Annotated in this window: 22 protein-coding genes; 20 read left to right on the forward strand and 2 right to left on the reverse strand. The window is 66.4% G+C overall.

Annotated elements, in window-relative coordinates; all coding sequences use genetic code 11:
• Window positions 1–20: 20 nt before the first annotated feature.
• From odhB to ACSFA7_RS19665, 4 genes are all read left to right on the forward strand, one after another.
• A complete protein-coding gene (gene odhB / locus ACSFA7_RS19650; protein WP_435500937.1) occupies window positions 21–1,295 on the forward strand; it encodes a 2-oxoglutarate dehydrogenase complex dihydrolipoyllysine-residue succinyltransferase in 1,275 nt (424 codons plus the stop codon).
• A gap of 146 nt (window positions 1,296–1,441) precedes the next feature.
• Window positions 1,442–2,869, forward strand: coding sequence for a dihydrolipoyl dehydrogenase (lpdA, locus tag ACSFA7_RS19655; protein WP_435500938.1), 1,428 nt, complete (start codon window positions 1,442–1,444; stop codon window positions 2,867–2,869).
• A gap of 12 nt (window positions 2,870–2,881) precedes the next feature.
• Window positions 2,882–3,982, forward strand: a complete 1,101-nt coding sequence (gene zapE, locus ACSFA7_RS19660) for a cell division protein ZapE (protein WP_435500939.1) — start codon at window positions 2,882–2,884, stop codon at window positions 3,980–3,982.
• Complete coding sequence (locus ACSFA7_RS19665) at window positions 3,979–4,644, forward strand: hypothetical protein (RefSeq protein ID WP_435500940.1); 666 nt, start codon at window positions 3,979–3,981, stop codon at window positions 4,642–4,644. Before zapE ends, ACSFA7_RS19665 begins: the two co-directional genes overlap by 4 nt.
• An 11-nt stretch (window positions 4,645–4,655) precedes the next feature.
• Here the strand turns inward: ACSFA7_RS19665 and ACSFA7_RS19670 are convergent, their stop codons facing one another.
• Window positions 4,656–5,447, reverse strand: a complete 792-nt coding sequence (locus tag ACSFA7_RS19670; RefSeq protein WP_206173915.1) for a PP2C family protein-serine/threonine phosphatase — start codon at window positions 5,445–5,447, stop codon at window positions 4,656–4,658.
• Between the two features lie 108 nt (window positions 5,448–5,555).
• Between ACSFA7_RS19670 and ACSFA7_RS19675 the strand changes: the two genes are divergently transcribed.
• Together ACSFA7_RS19675 and ACSFA7_RS19680 are read left to right on the forward strand one after the other, a co-directional pair.
• On the forward strand, window positions 5,556–5,759 hold the full coding sequence (locus ACSFA7_RS19675) for a YdcH family protein (protein WP_041943815.1): 204 nt from the start codon (window positions 5,556–5,558) through the stop codon (window positions 5,757–5,759).
• Window positions 5,756–7,822 (forward strand): DNA repair helicase YoaA, encoded by a 2,067-nt coding sequence (locus ACSFA7_RS19680; RefSeq protein ID WP_435500941.1) that lies wholly within the window; start codon window positions 5,756–5,758, stop codon window positions 7,820–7,822. The genes ACSFA7_RS19675 and ACSFA7_RS19680 overlap by 4 nt, the downstream gene beginning before the upstream one ends.
• Before the next feature lie 10 nt (window positions 7,823–7,832).
• Here the strand turns inward: ACSFA7_RS19680 and ACSFA7_RS19685 are convergent, their stop codons facing one another.
• Window positions 7,833–8,639 carry an outer membrane protein assembly factor BamD gene (locus ACSFA7_RS19685; RefSeq protein WP_435500942.1) on the reverse strand — a complete coding sequence of 269 codons (807 nt, stop codon included), beginning with the start codon at window positions 8,637–8,639 and terminating at the stop codon, window positions 7,833–7,835.
• Window positions 8,640–8,710: 71 nt separating this feature from the next.
• On the opposite strand from ACSFA7_RS19685, the gene ACSFA7_RS19690 reads away from it, so the two are divergent.
• The 14 genes from ACSFA7_RS19690 (at window position 8,711) to hflX (ending at window position 23,640) form a co-directional block, all read left to right on the forward strand.
• Window positions 8,711–9,679 (forward strand): RluA family pseudouridine synthase, encoded by a 969-nt coding sequence (locus ACSFA7_RS19690; RefSeq protein ID WP_435500943.1) that lies wholly within the window; start codon window positions 8,711–8,713, stop codon window positions 9,677–9,679.
• Between the two features lie 130 nt (window positions 9,680–9,809).
• Window positions 9,810–10,697 carry an SMC-Scp complex subunit ScpB gene (gene scpB / locus ACSFA7_RS19695; RefSeq protein ID WP_435500944.1) on the forward strand — a complete coding sequence of 296 codons (888 nt, stop codon included), beginning with the start codon at window positions 9,810–9,812 and terminating at the stop codon, window positions 10,695–10,697.
• A complete protein-coding gene (locus ACSFA7_RS19700) occupies window positions 10,684–12,465 on the forward strand; it encodes a pseudouridine synthase (RefSeq protein WP_435500945.1) in 1,782 nt (593 codons plus the stop codon). Before scpB ends, ACSFA7_RS19700 begins: the two co-directional genes overlap by 14 nt.
• A gap of 152 nt (window positions 12,466–12,617) precedes the next feature.
• Window positions 12,618–13,043 (forward strand): nucleoside-diphosphate kinase, encoded by a 426-nt coding sequence (gene ndk / locus ACSFA7_RS19705; protein WP_093431883.1) that lies wholly within the window; start codon window positions 12,618–12,620, stop codon window positions 13,041–13,043.
• Between the two features lie 21 nt (window positions 13,044–13,064).
• Entirely contained in the window at window positions 13,065–14,219 is a 1,155-nt protein-coding gene (gene rlmN / locus ACSFA7_RS19710; RefSeq protein ID WP_435500946.1) for a dual-specificity RNA methyltransferase RlmN, read from the forward strand.
• Between the two features lie 4 nt (window positions 14,220–14,223).
• Window positions 14,224–15,078 carry a type IV pilus biogenesis/stability protein PilW gene (gene pilW, locus ACSFA7_RS19715; RefSeq protein ID WP_435500947.1) on the forward strand — a complete coding sequence of 285 codons (855 nt, stop codon included), beginning with the start codon at window positions 14,224–14,226 and terminating at the stop codon, window positions 15,076–15,078.
• The gene (locus tag ACSFA7_RS19720) at window positions 15,071–16,030 is read left to right on the forward strand and encodes a helix-turn-helix domain-containing protein (RefSeq protein ID WP_435500948.1); all 960 of its coding nucleotides are present in this window, start codon (window positions 15,071–15,073) and stop codon (window positions 16,028–16,030) included. Before pilW ends, ACSFA7_RS19720 begins: the two co-directional genes overlap by 8 nt.
• Entirely contained in the window at window positions 16,027–17,316 is a 1,290-nt protein-coding gene (gene ispG / locus ACSFA7_RS19725) for a flavodoxin-dependent (E)-4-hydroxy-3-methylbut-2-enyl-diphosphate synthase (RefSeq protein ID WP_435500949.1), read from the forward strand. The genes ACSFA7_RS19720 and ispG overlap by 4 nt, the downstream gene beginning before the upstream one ends.
• 12 nt (window positions 17,317–17,328) lie before the next feature.
• A complete protein-coding gene (gene hisS / locus ACSFA7_RS19730; protein ID WP_435500950.1) occupies window positions 17,329–18,666 on the forward strand; it encodes a histidine--tRNA ligase in 1,338 nt (445 codons plus the stop codon).
• A 79-nt stretch (window positions 18,667–18,745) separates the two neighbouring features.
• Window positions 18,746–19,438, forward strand: coding sequence for a YfgM family protein (locus tag ACSFA7_RS19735; RefSeq protein ID WP_257860420.1), 693 nt, complete (start codon window positions 18,746–18,748; stop codon window positions 19,436–19,438).
• 7 nt (window positions 19,439–19,445) lie between these two features.
• Entirely contained in the window at window positions 19,446–20,588 is a 1,143-nt protein-coding gene (bamB, locus tag ACSFA7_RS19740; RefSeq protein WP_435500951.1) for an outer membrane protein assembly factor BamB, read from the forward strand.
• A gap of 60 nt (window positions 20,589–20,648) precedes the next feature.
• Window positions 20,649–21,992: a ribosome biogenesis GTPase Der gene (gene der, locus ACSFA7_RS19745; protein WP_280807116.1), complete on the forward strand. Its 1,344-nt coding sequence runs from the start codon at window positions 20,649–20,651 to the stop codon at window positions 21,990–21,992.
• Between the two features lie 175 nt (window positions 21,993–22,167).
• Entirely contained in the window at window positions 22,168–22,413 is a 246-nt protein-coding gene (hfq, locus tag ACSFA7_RS19750; protein ID WP_012747311.1) for an RNA chaperone Hfq, read from the forward strand.
• A 57-nt stretch (window positions 22,414–22,470) separates the two neighbouring features.
• Window positions 22,471–23,640 carry a GTPase HflX gene (gene hflX, locus ACSFA7_RS19755; protein WP_435500952.1) on the forward strand — a complete coding sequence of 390 codons (1,170 nt, stop codon included), beginning with the start codon at window positions 22,471–22,473 and terminating at the stop codon, window positions 23,638–23,640.
• Window positions 23,641–23,693: the final 53 nt, after the last annotated feature.

The raw sequence follows: 23,693 nt of genomic DNA on the forward strand, positions 1-23,693 counted from the left end.
AAACACGGAGCAATCTCCAAATGTCTATCGTAGAAGTCAAAGTCCCCCAGCTTTCCGAATCCGTGGCCGAAGCCACCATGCTCACCTGGAAGAAGAAGGCCGGCGACGCCGTCGCCGTCGATGAAATCCTGATCGAGATCGAGACCGACAAGGTCGTGCTGGAAGTGCCTGCGCCCTCGGCCGGCGTGCTCGCCGAAATCGTGCAACCCGATGGCGCCACCGTGGTGGCCGACCAGCTGATCGCCAAGATCGACACCGAAGGCAAGGCCAGCGCCGCTGCCCCGGCTGCAGCACCCGCCGCCGCCCCGGCACCTGCACCTGCAGCTGCAGCTGCTGCTCCGGCAGCCGCTGCAGCCGCCACCGGTGGCTCGAAGTCCGACGTTGCCATGCCCGCCGCCGCCAAGTTGCTGGCCGACAACAACCTCAAGACCGGCGACGTCGCCGGCACCGGCAAGGACGGCCGCGTCACCAAGGGCGACGTGCTCGGTGCCGTGGCTTCGGGCGCCAAGCCCGCGGCTGCCGCCATTCCCGCACCAGCCGCCAAGCCTGCACTGCCACAGGTCGCCGCACCGGTCGGTTCGTCCGACCTGGGCGAGCGTCCGGAACAGCGCGTGCCAATGAGCCGCCTGCGCGCCCGCATCGCCGAGCGCCTGATCCAGTCGCAATCGACCAACGCGATCCTGACGACCTTCAACGAAGTGAACATGGCGCCCGTCATGGAACTGCGCAAGCGCTTCCAGGACAGCTTCACCAAGGAACACGGCGTGAAGCTCGGCTTCATGTCCTTCTTCGTGAAGGCCGCGGTGCATGCGCTCAAGAAGTACCCGGTGATCAACGCCTCGGTCGACGGCAACGACATCCTGTACCACGGCTACTTCGACATCGGCATCGCCGTCGGTTCGCCGCGCGGCCTGGTGGTGCCGATCCTGCGCAACGCCGACCAGATGAGCTTTGCCGACATCGAGAAGAAGATCGCCGAGTACGGCAAGAAGGCGCAAGACGGCAAGCTGGGCATCGAAGAGATGACCGGCGGTACCTTCTCCATCTCGAACGGCGGCACCTTCGGCTCGATGCTCTCGACGCCGATCATCAACCCGCCCCAGTCGGCGATCCTCGGCGTGCATGCCACGAAGGACCGCGCCGTGGTGGAGAACGGCCAGATCGTCATCCGCCCGATGAACTACCTGGCCATGAGCTACGACCACCGCATCATCGACGGCCGCGAAGCCGTGCTGGGCCTGGTCGCGATGAAGGAAGCGCTGGAAGATCCGTCGCGCCTCCTGTTCGACATCTGATCCACCCCCAGTCTTTGCGCACTTCGTGTCGCTTCGCCAACCCCCTCAAAGGGGGCAACACCTGCGGTCCGGCAAAGCCGGTTCCGCGGTGTTCGCGAAGGAAACCTGATCCACGCTGCGCGATGGACAACTGAAACGGAAACCCAATGACCAAACAATTCGACGTCGTCGTCATCGGTGGCGGCCCCGGCGGCTACATTGCCGCCATTCGTGCCGCTCAACTCGGCTTCAACGTGGCCTGCATCGACGAGTGGAAGAACGCCAAGGGCGGTCCCGCACTCGGCGGCACCTGCACGAACGTGGGCTGCATTCCCTCGAAGGCGCTGCTGCAATCGTCGGAGCACTTCGAGCACGCCGGCCACGGCTTTGCGGACCACGGCATCAACGTGTCGGGCCTCTCGCTCGACATCGCCAAGATGCTGGCCCGCAAGGACCAGGTCGTGAAGCAGAACAACGACGGCATCACCTACCTGTTCAAGAAGAACAAGATCACGTCGTTCCACGGTCGCGGCTCGTTCGTGAAGGCTGTCGAAGGCGGCTACGAGATCAAGGTGGCGGGCGCCGCCGAGGAATCCATCGTCGGCAAGCACATCATCGTGGCCACGGGCTCCAATGCCCGCGCGCTGCCGGGTGCGGCCTTCGACGAAGAAAACATCCTCTCGAACGACGGCGCGCTGCGCATCGGCGCCGTGCCCAAGAAGCTCGCGCTGATCGGCTCGGGCGTCATCGGCCTGGAAATGGGCTCGGTGTGGCGCCGCCTCGGCTCGGAAGTGACGGTGCTCGAAGCGCTGCCCACGTTCCTGGGCGCGGTGGACGAGCAGATTGCCAAGGAAGCCAAGAAGGCCTTCGACAAGCAGGGCCTGAAGATCGAGCTGGGCGTGAAGGTCGGCGAGATCAAGTCGGGCAAGAAGGGCGTCTCGATCGCCTGGACCAACGCCAAGGGCGAAGCCCAGGTGCTGGACGTCGACAAGCTGATCGTGTCGATCGGCCGCGTGCCCAACACCATCGGCCTGGCGGCCGATGCCGTGGGCCTGGCGCTCGACGAGCGCGGTGCGATCACCGTGGACGGCGACTGCAAGACGAACCTGCCCAACGTGTGGGCCATCGGCGACGTGGTGCGCGGCCCGATGCTGGCGCACAAGGCCGAGGAAGAGGGCGTTGCCGTGGCCGAGCGCATTGCCGGCCAGCATGGTCACGTCAACTTCAACACGATTCCGTGGGTGATCTACACGCACCCCGAAATCGCGTGGGTCGGCCAGACCGAGCAGCAGCTCAAGGCCGAAGGCCGCGCCTACAAGGCCGGCACCTTCCCGTTCCTGGCGAACGGCCGCGCGCGCGCACTGGGCGACACGACCGGCATGGTCAAGTTCCTGGCCGATGCCGCGACCGACGAGATCCTGGGCGTGCACATGGTGGGCCCGCAGGTCAGCGAACTGATCTCCGAAGCCGTGGTGGCGATGGAGTTCAAGGCAAGCGCCGAAGACATCGCGCGCATCTGCCATGCGCACCCGTCGCTGTCGGAAGCCACGAAGGAAGCCGCCCTGGCGGTGGACAAGCGCACGCTCAACTTCTGATGCGCTGATCCCTTGGCCAGCGTCAAAGAGGCTTACGAGAAGGAACTCGCCGTGCGCGGGTTCCACAGCGATCCCGCGCAACTGCGCGCCGTGGAGGCGCTGGATCGCTGTGCGAACGAATGGGCCGAGTACAAGGCCCAGCGTTCGAATGCGCTGAAGAAGTTCATCAACCGGCCCGAGCTGCCGCGCGGCGTCTACATGTACGGTGGCGTCGGGCGGGGCAAGAGCTTCCTGATGGACCTGTTCTTCAACGCGGTGCCGTTGCGCCGCAAGACGCGCCTGCACTTCCACGAATTCATGCGCGAGGTGCACCGCGAGCTGCGGGAGCTCCAGGGCACGGTCAATCCGCTCGACGAGCTGGGGCTGCGCATCTCCAAGCGCTACAAGCTGATCTGCTTCGACGAGTTCCACGTGGCGGACATCACCGACGCGATGATTCTTCATCGGCTGCTGGTATCGCTGTTCGAGAACGGCGTGGGTTTCGTCACCACCTCCAATTTCAAGCCCGACGACCTGTATCCCGGCGGGCTGCACCGCGACCGCATCCTGCCCGCGATCGCGCTGCTCAACGAGAAGCTCGAAGTGCTGAGCGTGGACAACGGCACCGACTATCGCCGCCGCACGCTCGAGCAGTTGCGCATGTACCTCACGCCGAACGATGCCTCGGCCGAGAAGGAAATGCGCAAGGCCTTCGACAAGCTGGCCGAGACGGCCGACGAAAACCCGGTGCTGCACATCGAGTCGCGCGAGATCCGCGCGCGGCGCAAGGCCGGCGGCGTGGTCTGGTTCGACTTCAAGACGCTCTGCGGTGGTCCGCGTTCGCAGAACGACTATCTGGAAATCGCGAGCCAGTTCCACACGGTGCTGCTGTCCGATGTGCCGCACATGCCGGTGCGCATGGCCTCGGAAGCACGCCGTTTCACCTGGCTGGTGGACGTCTTGTACGACCGTCGCGTGAAGCTCATCATGTCGGCCGAGGTTCCGCCGGAGGCGTTGTACACCGAGGGGCCGCTGGCGCACGAGTTTCCGCGCACGGTTTCCCGGCTCACCGAAATGCAGTCGAGCGAGTTCCTCTCCCTGGAACGCCGCATCGTCGATACCCGACTCACATGAAAAAAATCGCCCTTGCCCTGCTGATGACGTTGGCCAGCCTGCCGCTTTGGGCGCAGTCGAACGCCGCGGCCGGCAATGCCAACCTTGAGGCCGAGCGCAGCCGGCTGTCCGCCGAGCGCGACGCGATCGAGGCGCGCTTCGTGCAGGAGCGAACCGCCTGCTACAAGAAGTTCGCGGTCGAAGACTGCCTGCGCGAAAGCCGTGGGCGGCGGCGCCAGGAGCTCGACAGCATCAAGCGCCAGGAAACGGCGATCAACGACATCCAGCGCCAGCGCGCCGGCGCGGCGGAGCAGCAGAAGCTCGACCAGAAGGCGGCCACACAGCGCCCGGCGGACAGCCAGGAAAAGCGCGACCAGTCGGCCAAGGAACAGAAGGACCGCGAGCAGCGCGCTGCCGACCATGCCACCAGCCGGGCGGCCAATGCGGGCGAAGCCGCCGAGCGCCAGAAGCAGTTCGACGACAAGCAGAAGGCGCATGCCGACGCGCAGGCCAAGGCCGCTCAGCGCCGTGCCGAGGGGCCCGCCGAGGCGGAGCGTTTTGCAGAAAAGCAGCGCAAGGCGGAAGAGCACAAGGCGAGCCGCGAGCGCCAGAACGCCAACCGCTCCAAGCCGCGCGGCGCACCGCTGCCGCCAGCGGCGCCCGCGTCATCGCCGGCGCGCTGAGGGCGCGGCAATCAGGCCGCCGTTGCGGTGGCCGTCGCCGTTGTCGGCAGCGGATCGAGCTTCAGCACGGCAATCGAAATGTTGTCGCCCGTGCCGCGGGCCCGACGACGCGCTTCGCCTACCAGGATCTCGACCGCATCGCGCGGCGGCTGCGCGTACAGCACGCTTGCGAGCTCCGCGGGGCTGAAGTAGTGCCAAAGGCCGTCGCTGCACGCCATCAGCAGGTCGCCCGTCTGCATCTTCGGGATGTAGTGCGGGGCGATGGGCGGTGGCGTCGTGGCCATGCCAAGGCAGCCGAGCAGGATGTTGCCCTGGGGATGCACGTTGGCCTCGGCCTCGCTGATCTGGCCGCGATCGACCAGCGCCTGCACGTACGAATGGTCGCGCGTGCGCTTGATCAGTTGCCCGTCGCGGAAGTGGTAGATGCGGGAGTCGCCCGCATGGATCCAGGCGCAGTCGCCCTTGGGATTCATGAGGAACGCCGCCAGCGTGCTGTGCGGCTCCTGCTCGCTCGAGATCGCGGTGAGCTTGATGACCGTGTGCGCGTCGTCGAGCAACTGGCGCAACACGGCTTCGGGGTCGTCGCGGTCGGGGTGGTAACGGGTGAAGAGCTGGCGCGCGGTCATCAGCACCTGGTCGGAGGCCTTGCGGCCCCCGCTGCGGCCACCCATGCCATCGGCGATGACGCCCAGGACACAGCCCGGCGTGCGCGGATGGCTCATCATCAACACCTGGTCCTGTTGATAGGGGCGGTCTCCCTTGTGGAGTCCGGTGGCGGCGGCAAGTCGAAAGCCTTGGGTCATGAGCACATGTGCGCCAAAGGCGCGCTTCCTGTCTTCTCGTAAATTCGTATCAGGACGTATTATCGAATGAACATGCGCCGCGCAAACCCTGCGTTCGCACACCCACCGTTGGACTCCAATCTCCACTCCCTTTCCCGCCAGCTGATCGAACTGCGCATCGAGCACGCCGATCTCGACGCCACCATCGATCGCCTCGCCGAAGCCTCGCCGCAAGACGAGCTTTTGCTGCGGCGCCTGAAGAAGCGCCGTCTCGCGCTGCGCGACCAGATCACGCGCGTGGAGAACATGCTCGATCCGAGAGAGCCCGCGTGAGCGACACGCTCGAAGACAAGGTGCGCGATGCGTTCGCGCAGGGCGGGGCGCTTTCGCACGCCGCCGATCAATTTCGCGAGCGCACGGGCCAGACCGACATGGCGATGGCGGTGGCCCGCACCATCGACCAGGGCGGCGTGCTGGTGGTCGAGGCCGGCACCGGCGTCGGCAAGACTTTTTCGTACCTCGTGCCGGCGCTGTTGAGCGGCGAGCGCGTGTTGCTGTCGACCGCTACCAAGACATTGCAAGACCAACTTTTCGGCCGCGATCTGCCGCGGCTGGTCGAAGCCTTCGGCTTGCCGGTGCGCACGGCACTCCTGAAGGGGCGTGGCAGCTACCTCTGCCTGCACCGGCTCGACACGGCGCGCCACGACGCCTCCTTGCCCGAGCGCGGCAGCCTGCGCACGCTCGCCAAGATCGAGCAATGGTCCAAGGCCACGCGCACCGGCGACCTGGCCGAACTGCCGGGGCTCGACGAGCGCTCGCCGCTGATTCCGCTGATCACGTCCACACGCGAGAACTGCCTGGGCGCGCAGTGCCCGCAGTTCAAGCCCTGTCACGTCAACTTGGCGCGGCGCGAGGCGCTGGCGGCGGACATCGTGGTCATCAACCACCACCTGTTCTTTGCCGATCTCGCGGTGCGCGAGACCGGCATGGCCGAACTGCTGCCGACCGTGAGCGTGGTGGTGTTCGACGAAGCGCACCAGCTCAACGAGACCGGCGTGCAGTTTCTCGGCGCGCAGCTCGGCAGCGGCCAGGCGCTCGATTTCGCGCGCGACATGCTGGGCGCCGGCCTGCAGCATGCGCGCGGGCTGGTCGATTGGCAGCAACTGGTGGCAGCGGTCGAGCGAGCCGCGCGCGAGCTGCGGCTCGTGGTCGGCAAGCAATGGCCCGGTGCCAAGCTGCGCTGGCTGGGCGAGTCGCCAGAGGGCGTCGATTCGAGTGCCTGGCAGAAGGCGCTCGAAGATCTGCAGCATTCGTTCGAACTCGCGGCCGAAGGGCTCGATACCGTCAGTGAAATTTCTCCCGACTTCGTGCGGCTGCACGAGCGGGCGCAGCAGCTCGCCAAGCGGGCTGCACGTTTCGCGTTGCCATGCGCGGTCGATTCGGTGCGCTGGGTGGATGTGGGCTCGCAACTGCGGCTGGTCGAATCGCCGCTCGACATTGCCGAGGCGATGCGCAAGCGCGTGCTCAAGATCAGCGAACCGGACGACAGCGATGACAGTGACACCGACGCGTACGGCGAGCGCCCTGCGGCACAGGAGCGGGAACACGACCGCCGCGCCTGGGTGTTCACCTCCGCCACGCTGGGCGATGAGCCAACCCTGCGCTGGTTCACCGAACCGTGCGGGCTGGGCGATGCCGAGGTGCTGCGCGTGCAGAGCCCGTTCGACTACGCATCGCAGGCTGCGCTCTACGTACCGCGCGTTTTTCCGAAACCGAACGATGCCTCGCACAGCGCGAAGGTTGCGCAACTGGCCGCACGCGGCGCAGCAGAGCTCGGCGGGCGTACGCTGGTGCTGACGACCACGCTGCGCGCATTGCGCACCATCGGCGATGCGATGAAGCAGCACTTCGAGCTGCTCGATGCGGCGGTGCGGCCCGAGGTGCTGGTCCAGGGCGAGTTGCCCAAGCGCGTGCTGATGGAGCGATTCCGTGAAGGCGCGAACGAGGGCCGCGCCGGTTGCGTGCTGGTGGCGTCGGCGTCGTTCTGGGAGGGCTTCGATGCGCCCGGCGATGCGCTGCAACTGGTGGTGATCGACAAGCTGCCGTTCCCGCCGCCCAACGATCCGCTGGTCGAAGCCCGTTCACAGCGCCTGGAAGCGCAAGGGCGCAGTTCGTTCAGCGACTATTCGTTGCCTGAGGCGGCCGTGGCGCTCAAGCAGGGGGCGGGGCGCTTGATTCGCCGCGAGACCGACAGCGGCGTGCTGGCGATCTGCGACACGCGGCTGGTGGCGATGGGCTATGGCCGCCGCTTGCTGGCGGCGCTGCCGCCGATGCGGCGGCTGGAGAGCGAAGCGGACTTCGAGAGCGCCATCGGCGCCCTCAAGAATCCGTACTAGCCAGCGCTGGTTACCAGACCTTCCACCAGGGGTCGTTGTTGCCCTTGAAGCCGTTCGCCAGGTAGGTGCTCTGCGGATAGTTGGTGGTCAGCACGCGCTGGGCATCGTCGCGCAGGTCCTTCATGCCGAGGGCGTCGTACGACTTCACCATGATGTACAGGGCTTCTTCGAGCGCCGGCACTTCGCGGTAGTCGGCCAGCGCGATCTGCGCCCGGTTGATCGCCGCCAGGTAGGCGCCGCGTGTGTAGTAGTAGCGCGCCACGTGAACCTCGTACTGCGCGAGCGAGTTCACGATGTAGTTCATGCGCTGGCGCGCGTCGGGGGCGTAACGCGAATCGGGGAAGCGCGTGACGAGGTCGCGGAACGACTCGAACGATTCCTTGGCGGCCTTCTGGTCGCGCTCGGACAGGTCCTGGCGCGTCAGGAACGCGAACATGCCCAGGTCGTCGTTGAAATTGATCACGCCCTTGAGGTAAAGCGCGTAGTCGAGCGCCGGGCTGGCCGGGTGCAGCTTCATGAAGCGGTCGATGGTGGCGATGGCATTGGCCTTTTCGCCGCCCTTGTACTGGGCGTAGGCCTTTTCCAACTGCGCCTGCTGCGCGAGCGGGGTGCCGGCGGCGCGGCCTTCGAGCTTCTCGTACAGCGGCACGGCCTTGTCGTAGGCGCCCGAACTGGACTCTTCCTTGGCTTCCGAGTAAATGCGGTTGGGGCTCCAGGAAGCGGTCTTGTCTTCCTTGGTGGTGGAGCAGCCGGTAGCGAGCAGAGCCGCCGCGCTGAGCGCGATCCAGGCGGGGACCGATAATTTGGCGCGAAACATCACATACGGCTTTCGTGAAACAGTTGCCTTCAATTATATCGACCGACCCTTTGGCCGATCCCCCGGAAACCATGGAGCTCGAAGAGGGCGCCGATCCGGTCGATGCAAGCGAGTTGCGCCCCTTTGTGGTCAGCGAGGTGCTGCACGGCCAACGGCTCGACCGAGCGCTGACCGCCCTGGTGCCCGAGTTTTCCAGAAGTTACCTGCAGCAGTTGATCGAGGCCGGCGCCGTCGAGTTCCAGGGCCGCACGCTCACCAAGGCTTCGGCCACCGTGCGCGCGGGGCAGGCGGGGCACATCGAACTGCGCCCCACGCCGCAGAGCCAGGCCTTCCGGCCGGAGCCGATGGACCTGGTCACCGTGTTCGAGGACGAGCACCTGCGCATCGTCGACAAGCCGGCCGGCCTGGTCGTCCATCCGGCCCCCGGCCACTGGAGCGGCACGCTGCTGAACGGGTTGCTGGCGCTCGACCCGAAGGCCGTGCTGCTGCCCCGCGCAGGCATCGTGCACCGGCTCGACCGCGATACCAGCGGTCTGATGGTCGTCGCGCGCACCCGCGCCGCGATGGATGCGATGGTGGCGTTGATTGCCGCGCGCGAGGTCAAACGGCAGTACCTGGCGATCGGACAAAAGCCGTGGATCGGTGCCGCCGCCCGCCAGGTCGATGCCCCGATCGGGCGCGATCCGCGCAACCGCCTGCGCATGGCCGTGGTCGACCTGGAGCGCAACTCGGGCAAGACGGCCCGTACGTTGATAGAGCGCCTCGACAGCCATTCGGAAGGCTGCGTGGTGCGTTGCACGCTCGAAACCGGCCGTACCCACCAGATCCGTGTGCACATGGCGTCGATCGGCCATCCGCTGGTCGGCGATGCGCTGTACGGCGGCGCCCCGGCCGTCGGACTGGCGCGCCAGGCGCTCCACGCGTTCCGGCTGGCCTTCGTGCACCCCGTCACGCAAGCCGCGCTCGAGTTCCGTTCGCCGCCGCCATCCGACATCGCTCAGGCTTTGCAGTCCTGGGGGCTGGACTACAATCGCGCCTGACGGCCCAAGGGCCGCGCCGGCCCCCCGAAGCCGGCCCTGCGTTGCACTCGCCGCGTGCCGGCAACGCCTCCTTCTTTCATCCTTCTGAACAAGCGCCCCCGAGGCGCCTTTTTCCCGGATAACGCGAACCATGAATACGGCGGATGCCAAGCGCATTCTCGAAACCGCCTTGATCTGTTCGAGCCAGCCGTTGCCGGTGCGCGATCTGCGCGTGCTGTTCGACGACGAGTTGGGTGTGGACACCATCAAGGTGCTGTTGCTTGAACTGCAGGAAGACTGGGCGCAACGCGGCCTGGAGCTGGTGAGCGTCGGCAGCGGCTGGCGCTTTCAGAGCCGGCCCGAGATGCGCGACCACCTCGATCGCCTGCACCCCGAGAAGCCGCCGCGCTACACGCGCGCCGCGCTCGAGACGCTGGCCATCATTGCCTACCGCCAGCCGGCCACGCGCGGCGACATGGAAGACATCCGGGGCGTCACGATCAACTCGCTGATCCTGAAACAGCTCGAAGACCGCGGCTGGGTCGAGGTGATCGGCCACCGCGAAACCGTCGGCCGGCCCGCGCTGTATGCAACCACGCGCCAGTTTCTCGATGATCTCGGTCTTGCCTCGCTCGACCAGTTGCCGCTGATCGAAACGCCCGCGCAGCAGGCCGCGCTGGTCGATGCGCTCGAGCAGGCCTCCGGCAACCAGCCGGGCCTGCCCATGGACGCCATCCCCGAGTCGGATGCCGATGCATCCGCCGATGGCGATGCGGAGGCGATGCCGGAAGAAGCGCCGATCCCAGCCGGCGACTCCGTCGAAGCCGCTCCCGAAGTGCTGGAAGCCGCCGCTGCGCAGGTGGCTGAAGACGCCGTGTCCGCCGAAGCGGACGAAGCACCGCTTCCCGCACCCGACGAAGCCGCGTCTCCCGCCGAAGCCGAACCCACCCCCGTCACCGATTCCGACCCCGATGCCGCGTCCCAGGACGAGGTCGATCCCCACGCAGTTTCTCCGGAAAAACCTCATGAGCCCATCTGACACCGACGACGCGGGAATCCTGCCGATCGCGCCTGAATCCGAGAAGAAAGAGGCGCAAGCGCCCGAACAGGCTGCGGATGCTGGGATCGATTCCGCCGCGCCTGCGGATGGCGAGGCGCCCAAGAAGCGGCGTCCGCGCAAGAAGAAGGTGGTCGAGGCCGCCGCCGATGAGGCCGAGGCATCTCCGGCGGTCGAGGAGGCGGCTCCTGCAGCGCCTGCGGTCGAGTCGCCTGTTGTCGTTGCCGAGTCAGAGGAAGCCGCTCCGGTAGCGACCGTTCACCAGGAGCGCCCGACAGAGGAAGCTTCCCGCGGTGACCAGAGCGACCAGGGTGATGACGAGGACGAGGACGAAGAGCCCGACGAGGAAGAAGACGACCTCGACCGCGCCCGCCGTGCCGCCGAGCGCGAGCAGCGCAACGCGCTGCCGCCCGAGCCGATCCGCTTCGCGGACGTCATCTCCGGCCAGTTCGACGCCGACGAGGAAAGCCCCGAGGTGCCGCCGCTCAAGCGCGTGCTGCTGCCCGAGGCCGATTCGCCCAAGCTGCACAAGGTGCTGGCCCAGGCCGGCCTGGGTTCGCGGCTCGAGATGGAATCGCTGATCCTGCAGGGGCGGATCTCGGTCAACAATGAGCCGGCGCACATCGGCCAGCGCATCCAGTACGGCGACCAGGTCAAGATCAACGGCAAGCCGATCCGCTACCGCATCGCACCGCCGCCGCCGCGCGTGATCGCGTACCACAAGCCCGTCGGCGAAGTGGTCACGCATGACGATCCGCAGAACCGGCCCACCGTGTTCCGCAAGCTCCCGCGCCTGCAACAAGGCAAGTGGCAGTCGGTCGGCCGGCTCGACCTGAACACCGAAGGCCTGCTGCTGTTCAGCAGCTCCGGTGACCTCGCCAATCAACTGATGCATCCGCGCTTTGGCCTGGAGCGCGAATACGCGGTGCGCGTCCTGGGCGCCCTCAGCAGCGAAGAGAAGCAGAAGCTGCTCGACGGCGTGCGCCTCGAGGACGGCATGGCCCAGTTCGGCACCATCGAAGAGGGCGGCGGCGAAGGTTCTAACTGCTGGTACCGCGTCACGATTTCCGAAGGCCGCAACCGCGAAGTGCGCCGGCTGTTCGAGTCGGTGGGCCATGCGGTCAGCCGGCTGATCCGCATCCGCTACGGCGCGATGGTGCTGCCGCGCGGCCTGAAGCGCGGCGCCTGGATGGAGCTCGACGAGCGCGACATCCGCGCGCTGTTCCAGGCCTCCGGCGGTGCGGCTGCGCGCCCCGCGGCACCTCAGCAACGCGGCCCAGGTGGCCCCGAGGGTGGCGGTCGCAATGGGCGCAACAAGAAGCGCCGTGGCAACCGCAATGGCGGTGGTCAGGGGCAGGGTCAGCAGCCCCGCGAAATGCGCGATGACGGGCGCGAGGCGCCCATTCCGAATCCGCTGGGCGACGGTCGGCCGCCGCGCGGCGATCGCGGTGGCCGTGCCAACCGCGGCGGCGGCAACGGCGGCCCGCCGCAGCAGCGCCGCGGCAATGCCGGCGGCAACAACCGCCAGGGGCAGGGCGGCGGCAATCGCCAGCAAGGTGATGATCGCCAGCCGAGCGGTGCCAACCAGCCCGATCCGATGAAGACTTCGCTGGGCTACATCGGTGCCGACAGCTTCTCGCGCCAGCGCAAGGAGCAGCGCGGAGGGCAGGGGCGCCGCAGCGGTGGCGGTGGCGCCCCGGGTGGCGGCGGTTACGGCGGCCCGGCCGGCTCGCGCCGCCGCGGACGCTGAAAGCCAGCCGTCACGGCGCGGCTTTCGCGGGGTTTTCACCAACCCTGAGGGCTGCGCCGGTTAAAATCAGAGGCTTTGTCGACTCGTGACGAAACAAATTCGTTGCAGTTGTGACAAAACACTTCAAAATCAAAGCTGCAGGAAGCATTTCAATGGCTATCGAACGTACCCTCTCCATCATCAAGCCCGACGCCGTCGCCAAGAACGTCATCGGCAAGATCGTCTCCCGCTTCGAAGCTGCCGGCCTCAAGATCGTCGCCGCCAAGCTGGTGCATCTGTCGCGCAACGAAGCCGAACAGTTCTACTCGGTCCACAAGGAGCGTCCCTTCTTCAAGGACCTGGTCGAGTTCATGATCTCGGGCCCCGTGTTCGTGCAAGTGCTCGAAGGCGAAAACGCCATCGCCAAGAACCGTGACCTGATGGGCGCCACCGACCCCAAGAAGGCAGCCGCCGGCACCATCCGCGCCGACTTCGCCGACAGCATCGACGCCAACGCCGTGCACGGTTCGGACGCCGCTGAAACCGCAGCGAACGAAGTCTCGTTCTTCTTCGCCGGCCTCAACGTCTACGCACGCTGAAGCTGTCTGCCGACTGATTCCATGACCACGGCCAACCTGCTCGACTTCGATCTCGAGGGTTTGGCTGCGTTCTGCGAAAAACTCGGCGAGAAGCGTTTCCGCGCCACGCAGCTGTTCCGCTGGATCCACCAGCGTGGCGCCAGCGACTTCACCCAGATGACCGATCTGGCCAAGTCGCTGCGCGAGAAACTCGCGACCACCGCGCGCGTTGAGGCCCTGCCGGTCCTCACGCAGCACGAATCCAAGGACGGCACGATCAAGTGGCTGTTCGACGTCGGCGGCGGCGATGCCGTCGAAGCCGTATTCATTCCCGAGGACGACCGCGGCACCCTGTGCGTGTCGTCCCAGGCCGGCTGTGCGGTCGGTTGCCGCTTTTGCTCGACCGGGCATCAGGGCTTCAGCCGCAATCTCAGCACGGGCGAAATCACCGCTCAGCTGTGGTTTGCCGAACATTTCCTGCGCAAGCACCTCAAGCGCGACGACCGCGTCATCTCCAACGTGGTGATGATGGGCATGGGCGAGCCGCTGCAGAACTACACCGCGCTGGTGCCCGCCTTGCGCACCATGCTCGACGACAACGCCTACGGGCTGTCGCGCCGCCGTGTCACCGTGTCGACCTCCGGCGTCGTGCCGATGATCGACCGCCTGGGCACCGACTGCGCGGTGGCCATGGCTGTTTCGCTGCACGCGCCCAACGATGCGCTGCGCGACGACCTCGTGCCGCTCAATCGCAAGTACCCGATTGCCGAACTGCTCGAAGCCTGCAAGCGCTATCTCGAACATGCGCCGCGCGACTTCATCACCTTCGAGTACTGCATGCTCGATGGCGTGAACGACCAGCCCGAGCACGCGCGCCAACTGATCGAGCTCGTGCGCAAGCACGATGTCTCGTGCAAGTTCAACCTGATTCCGTTCAACCCGTTTCCGGCCTCGGGCCTGCTGCGCTCGCCGCAGCCGCGCGTGCTGGCATTCGCCCGCACGCTGAGCGAGGCGGGCCTCGTGACCACCGTGCGCAAGACGCGCGGCGACGACATCGACGCCGCCTGCGGGCAGCTCGCCGGCGACGTCAAGGACCGCACCCGCGCCGCCGAACGCATGGCCCAGCGCCGTGCGACGGAACGCCCCGTTGTCTTGCATCCGATGCGCAAGACCCCCACCGTCCCCCAGGAGCATTGAAGCGATGAGCCAGGCCTTTCCGATGACCACCGCGAGCACGCAGCGCCTGCTGGCTGCAAGCCTTGCCGGTGTCGCCGTGGCGTTTCTGCTCGCGGGCTGCGTCAACACGCGGACCACCACCACCAGCCTGGCCGACACCAGCTCGGGCAAGGGCGCCGAGATGGTCACGGAGTCCGACGAGACCAACCGCCAACGCCGCGCGCGCCTGCGCATGGAACTGGCTTCGGGCTACTTCGAGCATGGCCAGACCACCGTTGCGCTCGACGAAATCAAGCAGGCGCTGGTGGCCGACCCCAACTACGCGGACGCCTACAACCTGCGCGGCCTCGTCTACATGCGCCTGGAAGATGCCGGCCTGGCCGAAGACAGCTTCCGCCGCGCGATCGCGATCGCTCCGCGCGATCCCAACATCCGCCACAACTACGGCTGGTTGCTGTGTCAGCAGAACCGCTTTGGCGATGCCGCGCAGCAGTTCACCGAAGCGCTGGCCGTGCCCAGCTACAACGACCGCGCCAAGACGCTCATGACGCAGGGCGTTTGCGAACTCAAGGCCGGGCTGCGCCCGCAGGCCGAGCGCAGCCTGTTGCAGGCCTATGAAATCGATGCCGGCAATCCGGTGGTCGGCTTCAACCTGGCCTCGGTGCTGGCGCAGCGCGAGGAGTGGCAGCGTGCGCAGTTCTACATCCGCCGCGTCAACAACAGCCCCTCGGCCAGCGCCGAGACGCTCTGGCTCGGCATCAAGATCGAACGGAAGCTCAACAACCGCGAGGCCATCGCGCAGTTGGGAGGCCAACTGCAACGCCGCTTCCCCCAATCGCGGGAGGCATCAGCGTACGAGCGCGGGAATTTCAATGACTGAACGGGTTTCGGAGTTCGGCACTTCCGCGGCATTGCCGCTCGAGGAAGGCGACATCACGCACAAGACAGCCGGCGACCTGCTGCGCGAGGCGCGCGAGGCGCACGGACTGCACATCGAAATGGTGGCGGCCGCCCTCAAGGTGCCGCCGCAGAAGCTCGCGGCGCTGGAAGCAGACGACATCGATTCACTGCCCGACCCGGTCTTCGCGCGCGCCCTGGCCAGCAGCGTCTGCCGGGCCTTGCGCATCGATCCGGCGCCGGTGCTCGCCAAGCTGCCGAACACCAAACAGGCGGGTCTGGCGGTGGCCGACCGGACCCTCAAGACCAACATCGTCTCCGGCACGCCACGCTGGAACGGCGGGCGCTCCAGCGTGCTGCCTTCGCGACCGCTGCTGACGGTGGTCGTGCTTCTGCTGATCGGCGCAGGCGCGCTGTTCTGGCTGCCGCAGTCGGTCTTCGATCAGATCGGCGCTTCGGTGTCGCGCCTCACGTCACGCAGCGCGTCCGACGCGGCCCCGACGGGCGACGCGCCTGCGGCCGGGTCGGCTTCGGGCACGCCGGGCGTTGTTGCCGAAAATGTTCCCGTGCAGGCCGTCGCGCCCACCGGACCGGCGGGTGAAGCGTCTGCGGTGGCTGCAAATGCCCCTGCAGCTGCAGCTCCTGCAGCCGTCGCGCCCGCCGCGGCATCTCCTGTTGCCGCCGCAAACAGCAGCCAGCAACTGGTTTTCGTGGCTCGCGAAGAGTGCTGGATCACCGTGACCGAAGCCGGCGGCAAGCAACTGCTGCGCCGCAGCCTGCAGGCCGGCGAAACCGTCGGGCTGTCGGGCACGCTGCCGCTCTCGGTGGTGGTGGGCCGCGCCTCGGCCGTCGATGTGCAGGTGCGCGGAAAGGCCTACGATCTGAAGCCTGTCACGCGCGGCGGCGGCGTGGCGCGTTTCGAGGTGACATCGTGACCAATCTCGTAGCCTGCACTCCCCAGCCCATCGAATCGGCAGCGCCCAAGGCGCGCCGCTCGCGCCAGGCCAGCGTGGCCTGGGGCCCGCGTGTCGTCACGGTGGGCGGCGACGCGCCGGTGCGCGTGCAGTCGATGACCAACACCGACACGGTCGACGCCATCGGCACGGCCATCCAGGTCAAGGAACTCGCCATCGCGGGCTCCGAGATGGTCCGCATCACGGTCAACACGCCCGAAGCCGCGGCGCAGGTGCCCTACATCCGCGAGCAGCTCGATCGCATGGGCATCGACGTGCCCCTGATCGGCGACTTCCATTACAACGGCCACCGCCTCCTTACCGACTATCCGGCCTGCGCCGAGGCGCTGAGCAAGTACCGCATCAACCCCGGCAACGTGGGCAAGGGCGACAAGAAGGACAAGCAGTTCGGCCAGATGATCGACGCCGCGATGCGCTGGAACAAGCCGGTGCGCATCGGCGTGAACTGGGGCAGTCTCGACCAGGAGCTGCTCGCCAGCCTCATGGACACGAACAGCCAGCGCGCCGAGCCCTGGGACGCCAAGCAGGTGATGTACGAGGCGCTGATCACCTCGGCCATCGAATCCGCGAAGCTTGCCGAATCGATGGGCATGGCCGGCAACCAGGTCATCCTGTCGTGCAAGGTGAGTGGCGTACAGGACCTGATTTCGGTCTACCGCGAGCTCGCCAAGCGCTGCGACAACCCGCTGCACCTGGGCCTGACCGAAGCCGGCATGGGCACCAAGGGCACGGTGGCGTCGGCCACGGCGCTGTCGATCCTGCTGCAGGAGGGCATCGGCGACACGATTCGCGTGTCGCTCACGCCGCAGCCGGGCGAATCGCGAACGCAGGAAGTGCTGATCGCCAATGAAATCCTCCAGGCCCTGGGCCTGCGCGTGTTCGTGCCGAGCGTCACGGCCTGCCCGGGCTGCGGGCGCACAACAAGCACGACCTTCCAGGAGCTGGCCAAGCAGATCGACGACTACCTGCGTCTGCAGATGCCGGTCTGGCGCAAGAAATACCCGGGCGTCGAGACGATGAAGGTGGCCGTCATGGGCTGCATCGTCAACGGCCCCGGCGAGAGCAAGCACGCCGACATCGGCATCAGCCTGCCCGGCACCGGCGAGGCGCCCGCTGCGCCGGTCTTCATCGACGGCGAAAAGGCCCTCACGCTGCGCGGCGACAATATCGCCAACGAGTTCCACCAGCTCGTCGAAACCTACATCGAAAAGCGCTTCGGCCAGCCCCAGGCTGCCGACGTCGCCTGACCACTTTCTCCCATGGCTGACAAGATCAATGCCGTCAAAGGCATGAACGACATATTGCCGGCGAGCGTGCCGCGCACCGACCGCTTGCCCGATTCGGCCCTGTGGTCGTGGTTCGAGCAGACGGTTCGCGGACTGCTGGCCCGCTACGGCTACCAGTACATGCTGACCCCGGTGGTCGAGCCGACCGCACTCTTCGTGCGCGGGCTGGGCGAGGTGACCGACATCGTCGAGAAGGAGATGTACTCCTTCACCGACTCGATGAACGGTGACAAGTTGACGCTGCGCCCCGAGGCCACCGCCGGCATCGTGCGGGCCATGGTCGAGCACAACGCGCTCTACAACGGCCCGCTGCGCCTATGGACGATGGGCCCGATGTTCCGGCACGAGCGCCCGCAGAAGGGCCGCTACCGCCAGTTCCACCAACTCGACGTTGAGGCGCTGGGCTTCGCCGGGCCGGACGTGGACGCCGAGCTGATCCTCATGGTGCGTGCGCTGTGGCGCGAACTCGGCCTCCTCGAGGGCCAGCACGTGCGGCTCGAGATCAACAGTCTCGGCCAGCCGGCTGAGCGCCAGGCCCACCGCGAGGCGCTGATTTGCCACTTCGAGGCGCATGCCGGGCTGCTCGATGCCGATGCACAGCGCCGTCTGCACAGCAATCCGCTGCGCATCCTCGACACGAAGAACCCCGCCATGCAGGCGATGGTCGAGGCTGCGCCTCAACTGATGGATTTTCTCGGCGAAGAATCGCGCGCGCACTTCGATGCGGTGCGCGCGGTTCTCGATGCTGCCGGCCTTGCCTACCGCGTCAACCCTCGCTTGGTGCGTGGCATGGACTACTACAACCTGACCGTGTTCGAATGGGTCACCGACCAGCTCGGATCTCAAGGCACGGTCTGCGGAGGAGGGCGCTACGACGGCCTCATCGGCCAGATGGGCGGCAAGCCCGCGCCGGCGGTGGGCTTCGGCCTCGGCATCGAGCGCCTGCTGCTGTTGATCCAGGAACTCGGCCTGCCGGTGCCAGGCACTGCGCCCGCGGCTTACGCCATCGTGCCTTCGGCTGTAGCACTGCCGCAGGCGATGGTGGTGCTGGAGCAACTGCGCGCGGCCGGTGTGTCCGTCGTGCAGCACGCGGGCGGGGGCAATATGAAGGCGCAGTTCAAGAAGGCCGATGCGAGCGGAGCACGCTTTGCGCTGGTCTTCGGCGAGGACGAGCTTGCCCGCGGCGAAGTCACGGTGAAATCCCTGCGCGACGGCAGTGGTGCGCAAGTGGCTCGCTCGCTTGCGGATGTGACCGCCTGGGCCGCCACCCTACAATTGCCGGCTCCCGGGGAATCATCGGACCATTCCTGAATCTTTAAGCCTCATGGAGACGCAGGGCGTGCAACCCGGCGCACCGCGGCTTTCGAGTCCTTCCAACCACTGACAGCGCATGGCAACCCATCTCGATCTCGAAGAACAGGAACAGCTCGACCAGCTCAAGCATTTCTGGAATACCTACGGCACCCTGATCACCTGGGTCGTGCTGCTCGTCGCCGGCGCCTTCGTGGCTTGGAACGGCTGGCAGTACTTCCAGCGCAGCAAGGCTGCCCAGGCTGCAGCCCTTTACGACGAGGTCGAGCGCAGCACGCAGTCCGGCGACGTCGAGCGCATCCAGCGTGTGCTGGGCGACATGAAGGAACGCTTCGCCGGCACCGCCTATGCGCAGCAGGCGGGCCTGCTGGCCGCCAAGACGCTGTACGAAAAAGGCAAGGTCGAGGAATCGCGTGCCGCGCTGGGCTGGGTGGCGCAGAGCGCCATCGACCCGGGCTACCAGGCCATCGCGAAGCTGCGGCTCGCGGCCGAACTGCTCGACGGCAAGTCGTACGACGAGGCCCTCAAGCAACTCGACGGCAAGGTGCCCAAGGATTTCGAGCCGCTGGTGGCCGACCGCAAGGGCGACATCTACATGGCACAGGGCAAGCGCGACGAGGCGCAGCAGGAATACCGCAAGGCCTGGACGGGCCTGGGCGCGACCTCCGACTACCGCCGCCTGGTCGAGATCAAGCTGAACGCGGTCGGTGTCGACCCGAAGAGCCTGGCGCCCACCATCACTGTCACACCCGCAGCCCCCAAAAACTCCTGATCGCATCATGAATTTCAAGCGTCTCATGCCTGAATCGGGCGCCTTGCGCGCAGGTTCCGCTCTTGTTCTGGTAGCGCTGTTGGCCGCCTGTTCCGGCACCAGCAAGCCGAAGCCGGCCGAGCTGCCCGCCAATCCCGCCTTGCTCGGCGTGCGCCAGGCCTGGAGCGTGAAGATTCCGGAAGTGAGCTTCCCGCTCACCACCGACGTCAGCGGCGACATCGTGACCGTGGCCGGCAACGACGGCACCATCGTGGCCATCGACGCCCGCGCCGGCCGTGAAACCTGGCGCGCCAATGCGGGCGCCACGCTGGCGGCAGGCGTCGGCAGCGACGGCACGATGGCCGCAGTGGTCACCACCAACAACGAACTTGTTGCCATCGAAGGCGGCAAGGTCCTGTGGAAGCAGAAGCTGTCGGCCCAGGCCTTCACCGCACCGCTGGTCGCAGGCCGCCGCGTGTTCGTGCAGACGGCCGACCGCAGCATCAGCGCCTGGGACGGCCAGAGCGGCCGCCGCCTCTGGCTGCAGCAGCGCCCCGGTGAAAACCTGGTGCTGCGCAAGTCCGGCGTGCTGATCGCCGTGGGCGACACCCTGGTCGCGGGCATCGGCGGCCGGCTGGTCGGCATCAATCCGGCCAACGGCACGTCGCGCTGGGAGTCGCCCATCGCAGCACCGCGCGGCACGAACGACGTGGAGCGCCTGGTTGATCTGACCGGCAGCGTGAGCCGCTTCGGCGATGGTGTTTGCGCGCGGGCCTATTACGCCAGCGTCGGCTGTGTCGAGACACAGCGCGGTGCGCTGGTCTGGAGCAAGCCGGCCTCGGGCGCGGATGGTGTCACCGGCGACGAAGGCTTTGTCTACGGCACCGAATCCGACGGCAGCGTCACGGCCTGGCGCCGCGGCGACGGCGAACGCGCCTGGCAGTCGACCCGTTTCAAGAACCGTGTGCTGACCTCGCCGCTCGCGGTGGGCCGCTCGCTGATCCTCGGCGAGGACACCGGGTCCCTGCATTTCGTTTCGCGCGAAGACGGCGCGTTGCTCAATCGCGTCACGCCCGATGGCTCCGCCATCACCGTTGCGCCGGTCCTGGCCGGCAACACGGTCGTGGTCGTGACTGCCAAGGGCGGCGTGTTTGGCTATCGCCCTGAATAATTTCTTCTTTTCCCACTCTCAAGGCCCGACCATGAAAACCGCGCCATCGAAAGGCCGGCCATGAAGCCGGTCGTGGCCCTGGTCGGCCGTCCCAACGTCGGCAAGTCGACGCTCTTCAACCGCCTGACCCAGACGCGCGACGCCATCGTCGCCGACTTCGCCGGCCTCACGCGCGACCGCCACTACGGCAACGGTCGCCTGGGCAAGCACGAGTTCATCGTGATCGACACCGGCGGCTTCGAGCCCGATGCCGGCAGCGGCATCTACAAGGAAATGGCCAAGCAGACGCGGCAGGCCGTGGCCGAGGCCGACGTGGTGATCTTCGTGGTCGACGCCCGCGAAGGCCTCTCGGCGCAGGACCACGACATCGCGAACGAACTGCGCCGGCTGGGCAAGCCCTGCGTGCTGGCGGCCAACAAGGCCGAAGGCATGCACGACGGCACCAAGCTGGTCGATTTCTATGAATTGGGCTTCGGCGACGTGCATGGCGTGTCCGCGGCGCACGGGCAGGGCATGCGCGACCTGGTCGAGCTGGCGCTCGAGCCGCTGAACCTGCCGGACCCGGATGACGAGACGGACGAAGACGACGTCAACAAGCCGATCAAGCTGGCGGTGGCCGGCCGGCCCAATGTCGGCAAATCCACGCTGATCAATACCTGGCTCGGCGAAGAGCGCCTGGTGGCCTTCGACATGCCGGGCACCACGCGCGACGCCATCTCGGTGCCGTTCGAGCGCAACGGCCAACGCTTCGAGTTGATCGACACCGCGGGCCTGCGCCGCAAGGGCAAGGTGTTCGAGGCGATCGAGAAGTTCTCGGTGGTCAAGACGCTGCAGGCCATCGAGTCGGCCAATGTCGTGCTGCTGCTGCTGGACGCCACACAGGGTGTGACCGACCAGGACGCGCATATTGCCGGCTACATCCTCGAGAGCGGCCGCGCGGTGGTGATCGCCATCAACAAATGGGACGCGGTCGACAGCTACCAGCGCGAGCAGATCCAGCGGCAGATCGAAACCCGGTTGCCGTTCCTGAAATTTGCGTCATTGCATTTCATTTCGGCCATCAAGCGCCAGGGTCTCGGTCCTGTGTGGCAGGCCATTGCACAGGCCCACAAGTCGGCCACCCGCAAGATGTCGACGCCGGTGCTCACGCGTCTATTGTTGGAGGCGGTGCAATTCCAGGCGCCCCAGCGCGGCGGCATGTTCCGGCCCAAGCTGCGCTATGCGCACCAAGGCGGCATGAATCCGCCGGTCATCATCATTCACGGCAATTCGCTGGAGCATGTGACCGACGCGTACAAGCGATTCCTGGAAGGACGCTTCCGCAAGGAATTCGACCTGGTGGGCACGCCCTTGCGGATCCAGTTCAAGAGCTCGCAGAATCCCTTTGCGGACAAGGACAGCTGAATTGCGTTTTGGGGTGCTTGGCCACCGATGGCGGCCGATGAGTTGCAGCTGGAACGGAAGTTCCGTCTTTTGAGAACCGTTATTTTCTCAAGGCTTTTGACTCCGATTGCTGCAGCGCAGAAACCCTGTGTTAAGGTCATCTCTCCAACAACTACTCTTGAACACGGAGAATATCGTGAGCAATAAAGGGCAACTTCTGCAAGACCCGTTTCTGAACACCCTGCGTCGCGAGCATGTGCCGGTTTCCATTTATTTGGTGAACGGCATCAAGCTGCAGGGCCAGATCGAGTCTTTTGACCAATACGTCGTGTTGCTCCGCAACACAGTGACGCAAATGGTCTACAAGCACGCCATTTCCACCATCGTGCCGGGTCGTGCCGTCAACTTCTCGGCTGCCGAGAACGACGACGCCGCAGCCTGATCGCGCGGAGCGCGGCGGAGCCCCCTCCGTCGCGCTTTTTCCATTTTCTGATTCCGCTTGTCTGAACTGATCCACCGCCAGGAAGGCGCCGCCGTTCTCGTCGGCGTCGACTTTGGGCTGCCCCATTTCGACAGCGAACTTGAGGAACTCGGCCTGCTCGCGCAGACCGCGGGCCTCACGCCTGTCGCCCGACTCACCTGCAAACGCAAGGCGCCCGATGCGGCGCTGTTCGTGGGCAGCGGCAAGGCCGACGAGATCAAGGAGCTCGCCGCCATGCACCAGGCGAGCGAGGTCATCTTCGACCAGTCGCTGAGCCCGGCGCAGCAGCGCAACCTCGAGCGCCAGCTCGACATCGCGGTCTACGACCGCACCTTCCTCATTCTCGAAATCTTCGCCCAGCGCGCGCGTTCGCACGAAGGCAAGCTGCAGGTCGAGCTGGCTCGCCTGCAGTACCTCAGCACGCGGCTGGTCCGCCGCTGGTCTCACCTGGAGCGCCAGACGGGCGGCGCAGGTGTGCGCGGCGGCCCGGGCGAAAAGCAGATCGAGCTCGACCGCCGGATGATCAGCGAGTCGATCAAACGCACGCGCGAGCGCCTGGCCAAGGTGCAGAAGCAGCGCAGCACGCAACGCCGGCAGCGGGAGCGCCGCGAGACCTTCAACATCTCGCTCGTGGGCTACACGAACGCGGGCAAGTCGTCGATCTTCAATGCACTGGTCAAGGCGCGCGCCTATGCGGCCGACCAGCTTTTCGCCACGCTCGACACCACGACCCGCAACCTCTACCTCGGCGATGCGAAACGCCAGGTGTCGATTTCCGACACCGTCGGCTTCATTCGCGACCTGCCGCACGGGCTGGTCGATGCGTTCAAGGCCACGCTGCAGGAGGCGGTCGATGCCGACCTGTTGTTGCACGTGATTGATGCTTCCAACCCGCATTACCCCGAGCAGATGGTCGAGGTGCAGTCCGTCTTGCGCGAGATTGGCGCGGACGCCGTTCCGCAATTGTTGGTATTCAACAAGCTCGACGCTCTTGAAAGCGCGCAACGTCCACTGCATCTGCAGGACGAGATGGAAATCGATGGCGTTCAGGTCCCCCGCATCTTCCTCAGCGCCAAAAGCGGCGAGGGCGTGCCGTTGCTGCGCGCCGAGCTGGCACGGCTATCGGGCTCCGTAGCCGATACGATGACCCCTGCGGACGACACTGAATTGCACGATGCTGCCCTTTGATTGGGCACAATCCCGCCACTGACAAGAGAACGAAGCGAATGAATGCAAAGCCA

The sequence above is a fragment of the Variovorax trehalosi genome (genome assembly GCF_051216415.1).
GTDB lineage: Bacteria > Pseudomonadota > Gammaproteobacteria > Burkholderiales > Burkholderiaceae_C > Variovorax.

Coding starts and splice junctions, on each gene's coding strand:
- ACSFA7_RS19690 (WP_435500943.1), top strand. CDS start 8,711: ATGGAGCTCGAAGAGGGCGCCGATCCGGTCGATGCAAGCGAGTTGCGC.
- der (WP_280807116.1), top strand. CDS start 20,649: ATGAAGCCGGTCGTGGCCCTGGTCGGCCGTCCCAACGTCGGCAAGTCG.
- hisS (WP_435500950.1), top strand. CDS start 17,329: ATGGCTGACAAGATCAATGCCGTCAAAGGCATGAACGACATATTGCCG.
- scpB (WP_435500944.1), top strand. CDS start 9,810: ATGAATACGGCGGATGCCAAGCGCATTCTCGAAACCGCCTTGATCTGT.
- ndk (WP_093431883.1), top strand. CDS start 12,618: ATGGCTATCGAACGTACCCTCTCCATCATCAAGCCCGACGCCGTCGCC.
- ACSFA7_RS19670 (WP_206173915.1), bottom strand. CDS start 5,447: ATGACCCAAGGCTTTCGACTTGCCGCCGCCACCGGACTCCACAAGGGA.
- ACSFA7_RS19700 (WP_435500945.1), top strand. CDS start 10,684: ATGAGCCCATCTGACACCGACGACGCGGGAATCCTGCCGATCGCGCCT.
- rlmN (WP_435500946.1), top strand. CDS start 13,065: ATGACCACGGCCAACCTGCTCGACTTCGATCTCGAGGGTTTGGCTGCG.
- ACSFA7_RS19735 (WP_257860420.1), top strand. CDS start 18,746: ATGGCAACCCATCTCGATCTCGAAGAACAGGAACAGCTCGACCAGCTC.
- ACSFA7_RS19720 (WP_435500948.1), top strand. CDS start 15,071: ATGACTGAACGGGTTTCGGAGTTCGGCACTTCCGCGGCATTGCCGCTC.
- lpdA (WP_435500938.1), top strand. CDS start 1,442: ATGACCAAACAATTCGACGTCGTCGTCATCGGTGGCGGCCCCGGCGGC.
- bamB (WP_435500951.1), top strand. CDS start 19,446: ATGAATTTCAAGCGTCTCATGCCTGAATCGGGCGCCTTGCGCGCAGGT.
- ACSFA7_RS19685 (WP_435500942.1), bottom strand. CDS start 8,639: ATGTTTCGCGCCAAATTATCGGTCCCCGCCTGGATCGCGCTCAGCGCG.
- pilW (WP_435500947.1), top strand. CDS start 14,224: ATGAGCCAGGCCTTTCCGATGACCACCGCGAGCACGCAGCGCCTGCTG.
- ACSFA7_RS19665 (WP_435500940.1), top strand. CDS start 3,979: ATGAAAAAAATCGCCCTTGCCCTGCTGATGACGTTGGCCAGCCTGCCG.
- odhB (WP_435500937.1), top strand. CDS start 21: ATGTCTATCGTAGAAGTCAAAGTCCCCCAGCTTTCCGAATCCGTGGCC.